Source organism: Bacillus sp. EU63 (assembly GCF_038592915.1).
Lineage (GTDB): Bacteria > Bacillota > Bacilli > Bacillales > Bacillaceae > Bacillus > Bacillus velezensis.
The window spans coordinates 3147194-3162085 of the sequence record NZ_CP151944.1 but is presented as its reverse complement, the minus strand read 5'-3'; the positions used below and the strand labels follow the sequence as shown (position 1 = coordinate 3162085).

General features: G+C 44.1%; 19 protein-coding genes. 16 read left to right on the top strand and 3 right to left on the bottom strand.

The features are described 5' to 3' along the window. Window positions 1-215: 215 nt before the first annotated feature. From NYE38_RS15810 to NYE38_RS15795, 4 genes are all read left to right on the top strand, one after another. Window positions 216-452, top strand: a complete 237-nt coding sequence (locus tag NYE38_RS15810) for a YuzB family protein (RefSeq protein ID WP_007408721.1) — start codon at window positions 216-218, stop codon at window positions 450-452. A gap of 134 nt (window positions 453-586) precedes the next feature. Then, on the top strand, window positions 587-1804 hold the full coding sequence (locus tag NYE38_RS15805) for a NupC/NupG family nucleoside CNT transporter (RefSeq protein WP_012118346.1): 1218 nt from the start codon (window positions 587-589) through the stop codon (window positions 1802-1804). A 123-nt stretch (window positions 1805-1927) separates the two neighbouring features. Continuing rightward, on the top strand, window positions 1928-2782 hold the full coding sequence (dapF, locus tag NYE38_RS15800; RefSeq protein WP_017419452.1) for a diaminopimelate epimerase: 855 nt from the start codon (window positions 1928-1930) through the stop codon (window positions 2780-2782). A gap of 76 nt (window positions 2783-2858) precedes the next feature. Then, on the top strand, window positions 2859-3221 hold the full coding sequence (locus NYE38_RS15795) for an iron-sulfur cluster assembly accessory protein (protein WP_003151967.1): 363 nt from the start codon (window positions 2859-2861) through the stop codon (window positions 3219-3221). Window positions 3222-3363: 142 nt separating this feature from the next. Here NYE38_RS15795 and NYE38_RS15790 read toward each other — a convergent pair whose 3' ends face one another. Further along, window positions 3364-4125 carry an SDR family NAD(P)-dependent oxidoreductase gene (locus NYE38_RS15790; RefSeq protein WP_017419451.1) on the bottom strand — a complete coding sequence of 254 codons (762 nt, stop codon included), beginning with the start codon at window positions 4123-4125 and terminating at the stop codon, window positions 3364-3366. A gap of 375 nt (window positions 4126-4500) precedes the next feature. Between NYE38_RS15790 and NYE38_RS15785 the strand changes: the two genes are divergently transcribed. The 7 genes from NYE38_RS15785 to NYE38_RS15755 all read left to right on the top strand — a co-directional run bounded on the left by NYE38_RS15785 (window position 4501) and on the right by NYE38_RS15755 (window position 9474). After that, on the top strand, window positions 4501-5040 hold the full coding sequence (locus NYE38_RS15785; protein WP_025650202.1) for a GNAT family protein: 540 nt from the start codon (window positions 4501-4503) through the stop codon (window positions 5038-5040). A gap of 261 nt (window positions 5041-5301) precedes the next feature. Further along, window positions 5302-5874 carry a hypothetical protein gene (locus tag NYE38_RS15780; RefSeq protein WP_007613520.1) on the top strand — a complete coding sequence of 191 codons (573 nt, stop codon included), beginning with the start codon at window positions 5302-5304 and terminating at the stop codon, window positions 5872-5874. A 67-nt stretch (window positions 5875-5941) separates the two neighbouring features. Beyond that, complete coding sequence (locus NYE38_RS15775) at window positions 5942-6277, top strand: uberolysin/carnocyclin family circular bacteriocin (protein ID WP_003151973.1); 336 nt, start codon at window positions 5942-5944, stop codon at window positions 6275-6277. An 82-nt stretch (window positions 6278-6359) separates the two neighbouring features. Then, complete coding sequence (locus NYE38_RS15770) at window positions 6360-8015, top strand: hypothetical protein (protein WP_340802062.1); 1656 nt, start codon at window positions 6360-6362, stop codon at window positions 8013-8015. Then, window positions 8008-8712 carry an ABC transporter ATP-binding protein gene (locus NYE38_RS15765; RefSeq protein ID WP_017419446.1) on the top strand — a complete coding sequence of 235 codons (705 nt, stop codon included), beginning with the start codon at window positions 8008-8010 and terminating at the stop codon, window positions 8710-8712. The genes NYE38_RS15770 and NYE38_RS15765 overlap by 8 nt, the downstream gene beginning before the upstream one ends. Then, on the top strand, window positions 8709-9236 hold the full coding sequence (locus tag NYE38_RS15760) for a stage II sporulation protein M (protein ID WP_017419445.1): 528 nt from the start codon (window positions 8709-8711) through the stop codon (window positions 9234-9236). The genes NYE38_RS15765 and NYE38_RS15760 overlap by 4 nt, the downstream gene beginning before the upstream one ends. 16 nt (window positions 9237-9252) lie before the next feature. Next, the gene (locus tag NYE38_RS15755; RefSeq protein WP_003151978.1) at window positions 9253-9474 is read left to right on the top strand and encodes a DUF5970 family protein; all 222 of its coding nucleotides are present in this window, start codon (window positions 9253-9255) and stop codon (window positions 9472-9474) included. A 62-nt stretch (window positions 9475-9536) separates the two neighbouring features. On the opposite strand, the gene guaC is transcribed toward NYE38_RS15755, so the two are convergent. Beyond that, on the bottom strand, window positions 9537-10517 hold the full coding sequence (guaC, locus tag NYE38_RS15750; protein ID WP_017419444.1) for a GMP reductase: 981 nt from the start codon (window positions 10515-10517) through the stop codon (window positions 9537-9539). A gap of 217 nt (window positions 10518-10734) precedes the next feature. On the opposite strand from guaC, the gene NYE38_RS15745 reads away from it, so the two are divergent. Then, entirely contained in the window at window positions 10735-10878 is a 144-nt protein-coding gene (locus tag NYE38_RS15745) for a hypothetical protein (RefSeq protein WP_003151982.1), read from the top strand. Window positions 10879-10916: 38 nt separating this feature from the next. Here NYE38_RS15745 and yumC read toward each other — a convergent pair whose 3' ends face one another. After that, window positions 10917-11912 carry a ferredoxin--NADP reductase 2 gene (yumC, locus tag NYE38_RS15740; protein WP_007613496.1) on the bottom strand — a complete coding sequence of 332 codons (996 nt, stop codon included), beginning with the start codon at window positions 11910-11912 and terminating at the stop codon, window positions 10917-10919. Window positions 11913-12223: 311 nt separating this feature from the next. Between yumC and NYE38_RS15735 the strand changes: the two genes are divergently transcribed. From NYE38_RS15735 to NYE38_RS15720, 4 genes are all read left to right on the top strand, one after another. After that, window positions 12224-13444 carry an NAD(P)/FAD-dependent oxidoreductase gene (locus NYE38_RS15735; RefSeq protein WP_012118337.1) on the top strand — a complete coding sequence of 407 codons (1221 nt, stop codon included), beginning with the start codon at window positions 12224-12226 and terminating at the stop codon, window positions 13442-13444. A gap of 173 nt (window positions 13445-13617) precedes the next feature. Continuing rightward, entirely contained in the window at window positions 13618-13743 is a 126-nt protein-coding gene (locus NYE38_RS15730; protein WP_007408708.1) for a YuiA family protein, read from the top strand. Between the two features lie 68 nt (window positions 13744-13811). After that, on the top strand, window positions 13812-14132 hold the full coding sequence (locus NYE38_RS15725) for a YuiB family protein (RefSeq protein ID WP_025650206.1): 321 nt from the start codon (window positions 13812-13814) through the stop codon (window positions 14130-14132). Window positions 14133-14232: 100 nt separating this feature from the next. Next, entirely contained in the window at window positions 14233-14874 is a 642-nt protein-coding gene (locus NYE38_RS15720; RefSeq protein ID WP_017419440.1) for a 3D domain-containing protein, read from the top strand. Window positions 14875-14892: the final 18 nt, after the last annotated feature.

The window sequence follows — 14892 nt, the reverse complement described above, 5'->3', positions numbered from 1 at the left end:
AACGAACTATGTAAAATAACATCTAGAATTATATCGAATTTGATCTAAAACCACAATAATAGTTTTAAAATAACCTACAAATTGACCAGAAAACACGTAATAGTAAAACCTTTAACCTGAATTAATATGTTACGATAACATTGAGCGTGAAACTGGATCTTTGACGAATAGAGGAAATTCCGTTAGGATAAGGTACATATGTGAGGTGAAACCGCATGAATCCGATGATTGAATTCTGTGTCAGCAATTTAGCGCGCGGTTCCCAGGAAGCACTTGAGATCTTAGAGAAGGATCCGAACTTGGACGTGCTTGAGTACGGCTGTTTAAGCTACTGCGGAAAATGCATGGAGTCCCTGTTCGCCCTGGTTAACGGCGAAGTGGTCACGGGGGGCACGCCTGCTGAATTGGTTGACAACATATATACATTCATAGAAGAAAATCCGATGTTTTAATCAGAGGCTCCGAACGGGGTCTCTTTTTTATTGCGTCCCGGGTTTTGGCAAAATAAAAAATTTGTAGACAGCAAAAATAAATATTGTTATCTTAATAAAGACTTTTTTTAAATAAAATTTTAGAGGTGGATTCATTGAATATCGTTTGGGGGCTGCTCGGGGCAGTTGCTATATTAGCCATTGCTTTTTTGTTATCAGAGAAGAAAAGCAAAATTAACCTGCGAACCGTCATTGTCGGTTTATGTTTACAAATGGCCTTCGGATTCATCGTATTAAAGTGGGACGCCGGCCGGGCCGTATTTTTATGGTTCTCAAGCCGTGTGCAGCTTCTCATTGATTATGCGAACGAAGGCATCAGCTTTATTTTTGGCCCGCTGTTAAAAGTGGGCAGCAGCCCGGCTTTCGCGCTGAGCGTTCTGCCGGTCATTATCTTTTTCTCAGCGCTGATTGCCGTTTTGTATCACTTGAAAATCATGCAGCTCATCTTTCGCGTCATCGGAGGCGGACTGTCAAAACTTCTTGGGACAAGCAGAACGGAATCGCTTGCGGCGGCTGCGAATATTTTTGTCGGACAGTCTGAATCACCGCTTGCCATTAAACCGCTGATTGCGGGATTGACCCGTTCCGAGCTGTTTACGATTATGACGAGCGGCCTTTCGGCTGTAGCGGGTTCGACGCTTTTCGGTTACGCCCTGTTAGGCATTCCGATTGAATACTTGCTGGCGGCCAGCTTTATGGCGGCTCCCGCCGGTCTCGTGTTCGGAAAAATTTTAATACCTGAAACGGAAAAAACGCAGACGATAAAAGGCGATTTTAATATGGACGAAGAAGGCGAAGGCGCCGCTAATGTGATTGATGCAGCGGCAAAAGGCGCGTCCACGGGCCTTCAGATTGCTCTAAATGTCGGCGCCATGCTGCTTGCGTTTGTCGCGCTCATCGCCGTAGTGAACGGAATTCTCGGCGGAATCGGCGGCTGGTTCGGTTTCAAACATATTACATTGGAATCCATTCTCGGTTACGTGTTTTCACCGATCGCATTTGTAATCGGCGTTCCTTGGCATGAAGCGCTCGGAGCGGGAAGCTATATCGGACAGAAACTTGTGCTGAATGAGTTTGTCGCTTATTCAAACTTCGGTCCGCATATTGCGGACTTTTCTAAAAAAACGTCTACGATTATCAGCTTTGCGCTGTGCGGATTTGCCAATTTCTCTTCGATTGCGATTATGCTCGGCACACTGGGCGGATTGGCCCCAAGCCGCCGTTCGGACATTGCGCGCCTCGGATTAAGAGCGGTTATTGCGGGAACACTCGCAAACCTTCTCAGCGCGGCGATTGCCGGCATGTTTATTTAGTAAACGATAAAAGCTCCCTGCATATGCAGGGAGCTTTTATGTATGAAAAACGGGGGATATTTGTATTGTGTCCGAGCAGAAGAGCTTTTATACTAAGTAAAAGAAAAAAAGTTGGAGGCCGATATGAATTCATTCCGTTTTACCAAGATGCACGGTCTTGGAAACAGTTATATATATGTAAATCAATTTGAAGAACAGCTGCCGGAAGAACGGCTGGCTGAGATTGCCGTTAAAGTGTCCAGCATTCACACGGGCATCGGCTCTGACGGAATGATCCTCATCTGTCCGTCAAAAAAAGCGCCCGTCAAAATGCGGATTTTTAATAATGACGGCTCAGAAGGGAAAAATTGCGGCAACGGCCTTCGCTGTGTGGCAAAGTACGCATACGAACATAAGCTGACAGAAGAAACGTCCTTTTTCATTGAGACGCTTTCAGGCCTTGTGAAAGCAGACATTACGGAAGACAACGGGATTGTGCGTGAAGTCGCCGTCGATATGGGCGAACCGCGCCTCGCCAAAAAAGAGCTGCCGATGCTCGGCAATGAAGATGAGCGGACGATCGATGAAACCTTTGTTTTTGGAGAAACGGAGCTTTCCGGAACAGCCGTATCAATGGGAAACCCCCATATTGTTTTTCCGGTTGCGGATATCAATCAAGCGCCTCTTACAACGCTCGGCCCCGTCATTGAAAAAGACCCGAGATTTCCGGAAGGCGTCAATGTCGAATTTGTGGAAACCGTCAGCGCCGATGAACTTCATTTCCGCGTATGGGAACGCGGCTCCGGAATTACGCAGGCTTGCGGAACAGGCGCCTGTGCGGCGGCTGTCGCATCCGTATTGAACGGTGTTTCCGAACGAAACCGGGATATCACCGTTCATTTAGCGGGAGGCGACCTTGTGATTAATTGGCAGGACAACGGGCACGTGCTGATGACGGGACCCGCCGAAACCGTATGCAGCGGCGTCTTTTATTTGTAAACAGCTCGTTTGAGAAATACTCTCCTCAAGGTTTATAATAGATATCAGCATTGTTTTTAAAAAAGGAGGTCTACCTATGAGTGTTCCAGTAACCATCACTGAAGCAGCGGCTTTGCATATAAAAGATATGATGAAAGAGCATGAAGAAGAAAACGCGTTCCTTCGTGTGGGCGTAAAAGGCGGCGGCTGCAGCGGCCTGTCTTACGGGATGGGATTTGAGCATGAAAAAGGCGAAAAAGACAGCATGTTTGAACAGCACGGAATCACCGTCTTGGTCGACAGCGAAAGCCTCGATATCATGACCGGCACGATCATTGACTTCAAACAGTCCATGATGGGCGGCGGTTTCACCATTGACAATCCGAATGCCATCGCTTCCTGCGGCTGCGGATCTTCTTTCCGCACGGCCAAAAACGCCGGTACGCCGGAAGAGTGCTAAGGGTCAACCCGCCATTCTTAGGATGAAAAAATATGACGTCTTTCTTTTCGATGGCGCTTGCACCATTGTTAAGAAAGGCGTTTATCTGTTTAATAAAAATAAAACCCGCTCAACAGAAGCGGGTTTTGCTTTTTTAAAGATGTTATTCAATTGTATGTTTCATTGCATTGTACATATTTGCCGTATGTTCATCGGCTTTATCCCGTGACATGCGCAGCCGTTCCGCTGAAGAACCATATCCGATTTCTAGTTTGCCCTCTTTCAGTCCTTTAAAAATCCCATCAGCGAATTCATCCAGCGGTTCTCCTTGAGTATGCAGCCCTGCTCCGCCTAAATCTGTATTCACCGCCGGAGGCGCAACTTCAATCACTTCTACAGATGAATCAGAAAGCTGATGTCTCAGACTCATTGTAAATGAATGAAGCGCTGCTTTCGTTGCTGAATAGATCGGTGCAATAGCAAGCGGTGTAAAAGCCAATCCCGAAGAGACGTTAATGACAGCCGCATCTTTTTTTTCGGCAAAAAACGGAGCGAACAGCATAGACAGGTGGAAGGGAGCTTCAATGTTCGTAGTGATTTCTTTATTGAAATAGTCCCAATTGTCCTTCGCATCCGCTTTCAGCACATGAAAACGTTGTTGAATCCCCGCGTTGTTTACTAACACATTCACTTCCGGATAATTTTCTTTCACCCAATCAAACAGTGATATACGTTCAGATGGAATGCTCAAATCACTGACATATGTAATAAGATCCGGGAATGTTTCCTTTGCTTTTTGAAGAGCGTGCTCACGCCGTCCGGTCACAATGACTTTATTTCCCGCTTTTAAAAACCGTTCTGCGAAAGCCAATCCTATTCCGGCATTTCCGCCTGTAATCAGTATTGTATTTCCCGTCAGTTTCATATTAACTCCTCTTTTCCGATTGTTTTTACATTTCTTTGTCAACATTTCAGCTTTGATCCAATCAATATATTCATCCCGCAATAGGCATGAAATAAGACAGCAGTGATTCTGTAAAATTGATTTTTAGATCATCGGGAAACCCGCCAAAACTATTCTTTCCTCGTCACAATATGATGATACGGCTTAAAGCACGGTTTAAGTCAACAAAAGAATCTTGTGATTCCGTTTCGGTTACTCACATCAGACATAGGTCACGAAAGGAAAGGTGACCTGTAAAGTCTTGGAATTTTCTTGATGCGATAAAGCGTACCGTATCACATGGGTGAGAGGCAATTAAAAAACGTTTCTGATCAAAACAAAAGGACGGCGATGCATATGCAGGAAGGAAACAGCGTTGATATCAGGCCGCTCAGCCTGAATGATGCAGAGCAGGAACTGGTTTTGCAGACGGAAAACCGCATGTTCTTTGAACGGTTTGCCATGTCGAGACAAGAGGATTTTTATACGCTGGAAGGCCGGAAAAAACGAATTGAACAATCACTGAAGAATGGGGAAAATGACACAGAATACAGCTTCGGCATTTTTCTTCAAGATCAGACCCTGATTGGCACGATCAGCCTTTTTCAGGTGGTTCGGGGTTCCCTCCAAAGCGCTTTTATCGGTTATTTTTTAGATGGCAAACATAACGGGAAAGGCTATGCGACGAAGGCTGTTAAGCTGGCAGTCGATTATGCATTCAATGAGCTGAAACTGCATCGGATAGAAGCCGGAGTCATGCCGCACAATAAGGCGTCAATCCGGGTGCTCGAAAAAGCTGGCTTTCATAAAGAAGGCATTGCGAGAAAAAATGTAAAAATAAATGGAAAATGGGAAGATCATCAGGTGCTGGCGATCATACATCCGGAGGATACATGACGATATCCTCCTTTTTTATATCCTTCGTCTCTTTCGACAGGTTCTTTCTAAAACTTCAAATCAATTGTCTAAATCATACTATTTGCAAATTCAAAAAAAAAAAATAAAGGGTATATAGAACTGAAAACTCTGAAAGATGTGCTCATTGTCAACACGTCCTAAAGTCATATTTTTCGAAAGGATATTGATTTTTTGATAGGATTAAACTAAATTGTAAAAGTATAGAATAGTTAATTTATTTTGTAAGAAAAGGATGATAATATGATAGGTCAATTGAGTAATAAAAAAATATTTTTAAGTTCTTTTTTCATCATTTTGATCTGTTCATTACTCTTCCAATTCAGTATTTCAGATAAAGTTCTGCAGTCGTATTATTCTTCCGTCGGAGAAAGTACCTACGATATCGGGGAGAAAAGTGTTCGTACGATTGTCATGTTTCTGCAAGGGTTTATGATCTTCACAACTTTTGTGGAAATTCTGATAGGCGGATTTCTGTTATTCGTTGCCGCTTTTATTCTCGGTACAAAAAAACCGAAAAAAATATATTTGCTTCTATATACACTGACTTCTTTAATCTCGGCATTTAAAATGTTGATTCTTTCAGTTGTTAACTACTTAACGGCTGATTCCTCGCTTATATATTCTGCCGGCGGCACCAGCTTGAGTCTGCAGCTGCTGGACCCATTTCTGCTCATATCAATCGCGGCTCTTTATGCTGCCGCAGGAAAACTGACCGATCTCAGTAAAGGCAAGAGAATCATTTTGACTGGATGTTTTGTTTTACTAAAACTCTTTACTATTTTCTTAAACTATTTTATGGCGGATAAAATTTAGCTCGGGAGAGAGTCAATTAAGCTGAATTTTATTATAAATTAAAAAAACAGAGTAGGGAGATGTTATGATGAACTTAGTAAAATCTAATAAAAAGTCTTTCATTTTGTTTGGCGCGGCTCTTGCTGCAGCAACATTGGTTTATGCACTATTATTAACGGGAACTGAATTAAACGTGGCGGCGGCTCATGCATTCTCAGCCAATGCTGAATTAGCTTCTACTCTCGGCATCTCTACAGCAGCAGCTAAAAAAGCAATTGATATTATTGATGCGGCATCAACAATTGCTTCTATCATTTCTCTTATCGGTATCGTTACAGGCGCAGGCGCGATTTCTTATGCAATCGTTGCAACAGCAAAAACAATGATTAAGAAATACGGCAAAAAATACGCAGCTGCTTGGTAAAATCGATCAATAAATAATTGCTCTTTTTGTACAAGCTGCAAAAAGAGCCTCTCTCCCAAATACATATGTAAGGATTGAAAGTATGATAGTCAAACAAATTGCGGCTCTTATCAAATATAATACCCTGTCATCGTTTCGAAAAAGAAAGGAAGATTGGGGCATTCCTCAACTCAACAGCAAACTGCTGTCTGCCATTATTATTTCTCTGTTATGTTTATATCTCGTTTTCCTGGGATGCGGTGTTGTATTCGGGACAAAACTGATTCAGCTGCCCCTCAGCGCATGGGGGCAATTTGTTTTAATCGCCGTTTCACTTGAGCAGCTTTTTTGGGCTGCCGGCTTCTTTAAAGAACATCACAATGCCTTTCTGCTGGATACGCGCAAGGTTATTCATCAATTAAAAAAGGTTCGTTTTTTACAGCTGTTTTCTGTTTTTGCCGGCCAGGCGATCAAAAAAACCATTTTCGTATGGTATCTTTTTGTTTTTCCGGTCTTTTTGTTTTTATCGAGCGCAGGCATGACCGGGTCTGCGGCGATCATCGTATTTTTCTTGGGCTTCGTTTATTTTCTTCTCAATTTATTTTTATCTATGCTGTTTTCTTATGTTGTTTATCTTCTTACAAATATATGGAGCAAATTGTTTTACTTGAAAATCATGAAAGGCATTTTATTCAGCGTCAGCCTGCTGGTTCCGCTTGCAGTCGGGTATGCCGTTTATCTTCTCGTGTTTGGGGAGTATACCGCAAAGGATATTTCAAGCTTTACGGAGTCACCGGCTTTCCGGAACATCCTCATGAATACGCCGTATGTATGGTTAGCATTCCGCTCACATTCCGTGCTCGTTTTCGCTGCGGTGTTTGCGGCCGGCGTCCTTTTAACGGCGGGAATGTTTAAACTGTGGTCGGCCACCCTGAAGAAAATGGACCTTATTCCTTATATGTTTTTGACAAACGCAGATTTTGCGCCAAAGCTGAAATTATATAGAAATAACAAAATATTTCATGCCGTTTTTCAAAAGGACCTCCTGTTCTTATCGAGAATTGACGGGTTTTTTATCAGGAATTTCGGCAGTATGCTGTATTTGTTCATGCTGTTTTTAGGTTTTTGTATTCCGCTTTTATCGCATCACTTTATCGGGTATTCGGCAGCCGCCATCGTGTCTGCGGCGGTTATCATTGCGAACTTTTCGTATCAGCTCGTCGGAGATGCGCTCAAAACAGTATTATCAGTAGACGGGGAAATAAAAAATCAGCATTTGTTTCACCGGAATATCAAACATGCGTGGCAGCTGGTGTTTCCGAAAGTATGTATTTATAATCTCGCCGCTCTTATCTATTCGTTCATCATCACCATTTTGATTACGGTGTTTTTTCCGTCTTCCGCGGCGCTGACGATTTACTTGTTTATTGTGTTTTTATGTTCGGGTTTTTTATACAGTCTTGTCCAGATTTCAAGCACCGCCCTGTATCCTAAGAAAAACTGGGAGCATCTGTACGAAATTGGAGAAGCGGGGAAAGCAAAGACGTATAACAACTTATACAGTTCTTTCATTTTCATTGTGTCGCTTCAAATCGCTGCGATCACATCGTATTTTATCTATAAAAAGCCGGAACTTGAAACGATGCTTATTCATTCTGCATCAGGTATTTTTGTCCTGTTCACACTATTAAACTATGGAGTCATGTTTCTGTTTCTTCGCAGAATCAATATGGCGGAAAGGTTTGCGAACAATGATTAAATTAGTGAATATACAAAAAAACTATAGTGAAAAACAGGTGTTGAAAGATATTTCGTTTGAGGTGAAAAAAGGCTCAATCTATGCTTTGCTGGGGACTAATGGAGTCGGGAAAACAACGACTTTGAAAATCATTTCGGGCCTGCTTAAACCGACTTCAGGCCGCGTCATGATTGACGGCAAGGAACTGGATTCAGAAGAGGGGGGGCAACTATCGGCTGATATCGGTTTTGTGCCCGACCATGCTTTTTTATATGATTATTTAACGGGAGTCGAATACTTGCGTTTTACAGCGGAGATGTTTCAAGTGCCGTCTCAGCGGACAAATGATTATATAAAGAATATGTTAGAGACGCTGAAGCTTGCTCAAGACGGAAATCAGCTGATTAAAACATATTCACACGGAATGAAACAAAAATTATCAATTGCGGCCGCGCTCATTCATCAGCCAAAGATATTAATTCTTGACGAGCCGCTGACGGGCATTGATTTAATCAGCGGTAAAACGATACGGACGTTATTAAAGGAGTACGTCAAGCAGGGAAATACGGTCCTGTTATCGACTCACCTGCTGGAGCTGGCGCATTCGCTGTGCGATACGATCGGTATTATACATGAAGGCGTTTTTGCGGCGGAGTATCAGTCATCCGAGCATTCATTAGAAGAGATTGAAGAATTGGCTGAGAGTATCTATACATGATGAACCGCCTGTTGCCGGCAATCAGGACGTCCGCCATTCCGTTAACCGCGTCATTGCTGTTTTTTTCAGGGGGTGTGATCGCTGCGTTTTTTTCCGATCACTTTGTTTCATCAGCGTCTTACAACGGCTCGTCAGGCGCGGTTGAACTGCTGAAAAATAATGCAATAGCTTGTCTGTTTTTAGCCGCGGGTTTTTTTACCTTTGGGTTGACCTCAATCTTTTATTTATTCACCAACGGGTTTATTTTAAGCGGCTCTATTATAGAAAATCTACATAGCGGGGTTCCTTTTTATCAGATTTTTTTACTGCTAATTCCTCATGGTATATTTGAAGTTCCTGCGTTATTATTAAGTGGCGCCATTGGTTTTAAGGGCGTTGAATTGGTCATCAGGCTGAGTTTTTCTAAGGAAAAAAAGATAATCGCTTCAATGTTCAGGCATATTGGAATATTGGTGCTGCTTATTATTTGTCTGCTGATCGCCGCTGCCATTATTGAAGCTTACATCACACCAATTTTTAAGTAAAAGGGGCAGAAATCATATGAGAAGTAAATTATCATTAATCGGTGTGCCGATTGTTATGATTATCGGTTATATCATTTCTTTATCCTTTGAGTGGCTGTTTCCTGTTCTTACTTTTGGGGTGGCAGGACTATATCTCTTTATATTTGCTCCGGTGCAAAATAAATTCATTCGTTACATCTTTTTGTTTATTTTTGTGATTAATCTATTAGCCAGTGCGGCTCTTTATTTCGGTATTTAATAAAAAAATGACATTCATATTGAATGTCATTTTTTTTTATCTTCGAGCGGCTCTGCTGCGTGTTAAAATCTGTCGCCGTTGAAAATAGAGTTTTTTACGATCACGTAGTCGACATTGCGGATGGCTTCGAGTGTATTGCCGCCGGCGTAAGAGATGGAAGATTGCAGATCCTGCTCCATTTCAATCAGCGTGTCCTGTAAAGACCCTTTATGTTCGACATGCATTTTTTTGCCTTCGACGTTTTTCTTTTCGCCTTTTTGAAATTCGGAAGCGGAGCCGAAATATTCTTTGTACAGCTTTCCATCGATTTCGATCGTTTGTCCCGGTGATTCTTCGTGGCCGGCGAATAATGATCCGATCATGACCATGGATGCGCCGAATCGGATGGATTTCGCGATATCGCCGTGCGTGCGGATGCCGCCGTCAGCAATGATCGGTTTGCTCGCCGCTTTTGCGCACCAGCGAAGCGCGGCTAATTGCCACCCGCCGGTTCCGAAGCCGGTTTTAATTTTGGTGATGCAGACTTTCCCGGGGCCGATTCCCACTTTTGTCGCGTCAGCGCCCGCGCGTTCCAGCTCCCTTACAGCTTCAGGCGTCCCGACATTCCCTGCGATGACAAAGCTTTCCGGGACATGTTCTTTAATAAATTGAATCATGCTGATCACGGCATTGGAATGGCCGTGCGCGATATCAATGGTAATATAATCCGGCACCAGCTCCTGTGCTTTCAGCTCCCGGATGAATTCATAATCATTTTCCTTCACGCCGACACTGATGGAAGAAATCAGTCCGCGCGCTTTCATATCCCGGACAAAAGCCAGGCGTTTTTCCGGCTCGAAGCGGTGCATGATATAAAAATACCCGTTTTCCGCGAGCCAGGCCGCGATGTTTTCATCTATAATCGTCTGCATGTTGGCCGGTACGACCGGAAGTTTAAACGTGTGTCCGCCCAACGTAACTGATGTATCACATTCAGATCGGCTTTCAACAATGCATTTTGCAGGAATCAGCTGAATATCTTCATAATCAAATACATTTTCCATATATAACACCCCTAAAAGCGAATGATAGAATTAAATAAAATTAAAATGTTCGTCTTTTTATAATGTACTTTGTTTTGTCAGGAATGTCAAATGATTTCATGCCGCCTCATATGCGGTCAGCTTGTCATCCATTTGCAGTTTGGTTATCATAGTAGTATTGGGTGTTGTAAGACATTTGTTACGATAGATAGATTTGCAGAAGAAGGGAGGGGCCGGTGTGGAACAAAAACAGCCCGGGCACAGCCCGAAAGCCCAGAAAATTCAGGACCGGATTATTTTAGGCACGATTTGGGTCGTGTCGGCGCTTGTCATTGCGCTTGTTGTCGGAACCGTCATGAATTATATTTGGATGTTTAAATAAAAAAGAGTCTGTGCCGGTATGACACAGACTCTTTTTTATTATTTTTCAAACATGCTTGTAGAATGCAGAGGCTGGACGCGCGCTTTCGGGTCCATGTAAGCCTTCGCGTTGTTCACGGCTGTCGGAGCTTCGCCGAAACCGCTGGCGATCAGCTTGACCTTGCCTTCATATGTGCAGATATCTCCGGCGGCAAAGAAGCCTTCGATATTCGTTTCCATTGTGCTTTTGACGACGATGGAATTTTTCTCGATTTCAAGGCCCCAGTTTTTAATCGGGCCGAGAGAAGAAACAAAGCCGTAGTTTACGATCAAGTCATCAATTTCAATGATTTCTTTACGGTCGCCTTTCACTTCTTCGAGAACGAGCTGTTCGATCCGGTCTTCACCGACAAGTTCAGCGGGAACAAACGGTGTCAGCACGTTGACTTTAGAATTATGCAGGTTTTCGACACTGTGCTCATGCGCGCGGAATTTATCACGGCGGTGGATGATGCTGACTTCTTTCGCGATCGGCTCAAGCATGAGCGCCCAGTCCACCGCGGAATCGCCGCCGCCCAGAACGGCAACGCGTCTGCCTGCGAATTGATTGAGGTCGTCAATGAAGTAGTGCAGGTTTTTGCCCTCATATTGTTCCGCTGATTCCAGCTCAAGCTTTCTCGGCTTAAATGCGCCGTTTCCCGCTGTAATAATAACCGTTTTTGAATAATGCGTTTCTGAATTCGTGACAAGCTTAAACACACCGTCCGCCTGTTTTTCAACAGATTCAACGGCCTGCTCTAAGCAGATAGTCTGATCGAACTTTGCCATTTGCTCTTTTAAGTTGTTCACAAGTTCTTGGGCGCGGATTTTCGGGAATCCGGCTACATCATAAATATATTTTTCAGGGTACAGCGCGCTGAGCTGGCCGCCAAGCTGAGGCAGGCTCTCGATGATTTTGACGCTCGCCTGTCTCATTCCCCCGTAAAAAGCGGTAAACAGGCCGACCGGGCCGCCGCCGATGACCGTAATATCATAAACCTTTGAATCCTCTTGCATACCAAATTGCCTCCTAATTGAAAATTGTTATTAATTATAACATACAATTTAAAAGGATGACGAGTGCCGAAAACCGCCCGGCCGCTTCATTCTTGAAAAAAATTGCGGCCGCCGCTAAGATGGGGACAAATTCCAATCTGTTTTTTCCTGAATGTTTTCTGATTCTTCCGGATAGTATGGTGATATGCAGACATGTGCGGTTTTCTAAAAAATTTTATATTTCATTTCATAAAATCCCGCCAATAAGCTGAAGCTAATACAAATGTTGATTTGATTATGCGTCTAACAGCAAAAAAAAGAAGGTGGATGTGATGGCATTGAATAAACCCAAAATCGTGGTTTTAGGTGCAGGTTATGGTGGATTAATGACAGTAACAAGGCTTCCGAAGCATATCGGGGCAAATGACGCTGACATTACTTTGGTCAATAAACACAATTATCATTATGAAACGACATGGATGCATGAAGCGAGCGCAGGAACGCTGCATCATGACCGCTGCAGATATCAAATAAAAGATGTAATCAATGAATCACGGGTCAAATTTGTGCAGGATACCGTAAAAGCGATAGATGTGCAAAATAAAAAGGTGACGCTTTCACAAGGGGACATCCCTTATGATTATCTTGTCATCGGGCTTGGCGCCGTCCCTGAAACATTCGGGATTAAAGGCTTAAAAGAATTCGCTTTTCCGATCGCGAATATTAATACGTCGCGCCAGCTGAAAGACCATATTGAGCTCCAATTTGCGACATACAATACGGAGGCTGAAAAACGCCCTGACCGCTTAACCATCGTTGTCGGCGGAGCGGGCTTTACGGGAATTGAATTTCTCGGTGAACTTGCGAACCGCAAGCCGGAGTTATGCAGATATTATGATATAGATGAAAGTCTCGTCCGGATCGTCTGTGTCGAGGCCGCCCCGACGGTTTTGCCGGGATTTGATCCGGAGCTTGTCGATTACGCCGTTCAATACCTTGAGAGCAAAGGCGTTGAATTTAAAATCGGCACCGCGGTTCAAGAATGCCGCGCAGACGGTGTCACAGTCGGCAAGAAAGATGAAGAGCCGGAAGAAATCAAATCGCAGACCGTTGTCTGGGCCGCGGGTGTGCGCGGACATCCGATCGTGGAGGAAGCGGGTTTTGAAAATATGCGCGGCCGTGTCAAGGTCAACCCTGATCTTCGGGCGCCGGGACATGATGACGTTTTTATTCTCGGCGACAGCTCGCTCTTTATCAATGAAGAGACGGAACGGCCGTACCCGCCGACTGCTCAGATCGCGATGCAGCAAGGAGAAACGGTCGCCAAAAATCTGGGCGGTTTGATAAAAGGAGGCCAGCTTGAAGAGTTCAAGCCTGACATTAAAGGAACGGTCGCCTCCCTCGGTGAGCATAACGCTGTCGGAGTCGTATACGGCAGGAAGCTTAAAGGCACGCCGGCGTCCTTTATGAAAAAGGTCATTGATAACCGCTCGCTCTTTATGATCGGCGGGCTGGGCCTGACGCTGAAAAAAGGGAAGTTTAAATTCTTCTGAAAACCCGCAGCCGCGGGTTTTCTCTTCTTTTAAAAAAGAGCGCTATAAAAAGCATGTAAAAGAAAAAAAAGAATGTTTCCGCTTACATGAGTTGTTATGTTACATATTCTGACTTGTTGCTTGACAAGTAAATATGATATATTATCAGAAAATTAAGAAAAAGGGTGGTCCGCATGAAAACGACAGCAAAAAGCACGGCGGCGTGTCCGTTCTGCTCAGGTAAAGGGTATTTTCAATTGCTTCTTGGCGGCTCCGAAACATGTCCCTCCTGCCAGGGAAGCGGCAAAGAGAGACGCTGATTTTTCCAGACGTTGACTTTTTTACCGCCCCCGAGGTACACTGAAAGTGCTGTAGGGGGTGGATGTTTGTGATTAGTTTGCCGGTTGTCCTGATCTCAATCGTACTATTTTTTGTACTGTTTTTCGGCATAGGCTTTCTGTTGAACATGCTGCTTAGAATGTCGTGGATTATGGCTGTTGTCTATCCGATTGTATGCCTTTTCATTATCAGCAATAAAAAGATGATCAGTTACGTGCAGGCGCCGGGGGAATCCTTTCAAAGCCTGTTTCAGCGCATCATGTCATTAGCGGTTGCGGATGTCGTGATTTTGGCGGGCGGACTGGCGGGAGCCATCATGTCAGGCATTTCCATAAAGGCGCTCAGAAAAAGAGGATATCAAATGTTTTAAGCCGCTTTCTTATTCAAGAAAGCTTTTTTTGTGTCGCGGCGCTTTTTGTATAGCACCTCACCGAGTTGGGAACAATGACTCGGAGGAGAGTGATTTCAGATTGACGATAATCAGACGTGTATTCATGATCGTGCTCTTTTTGGGCGCATGCCATGCGACATACTTTTCCATAACCGGTGTTGAAGCAAAGGATCTGACAAATTGGATGACGGAACATCGCGGCGCCGTTTTGAAAAACATCGGCACTCCGTTTCAATCCTTACAGAATCAGCCGGAAAAGAAGGCATCAGGCAGGGTAAAGCCGCTGGAAGAAGCTTTTGACTGGGAACGCTATCCGTCACAAAAGGTGACGGCCACCGGTTATACCGCCGGAGCGGAATCTACCGGAAAATCTCCCGGGCATCCGCAGTACGGAATTACATATTCAGGCGTGAAGGTCAAACGAGATTTATATTCAACTGTTGCGGCCGATCCGTCTGTTTTCCCGATCGGGACGATTCTGTTTATACCGAATTACGGTTACGGGGTTGTCGCCGATACCGGCTCAAAAATTAAAGGCAGCCGCCTTGACCTCTACTTTGACACCGTCAAGGACGTCTATAACAATTGGGGCAAAAAAACACTTGAGGTCTACATGATTAAAAAAGGGAACGGCACAGTGACCGAGGACGAACTTGTAAAGCTGAACGAAACCAAGTCGCTGCAAGTGTTCAGAAATCAATACAAAACGGTAAAAGAATAAAAACGCTTCAGCGTCCGC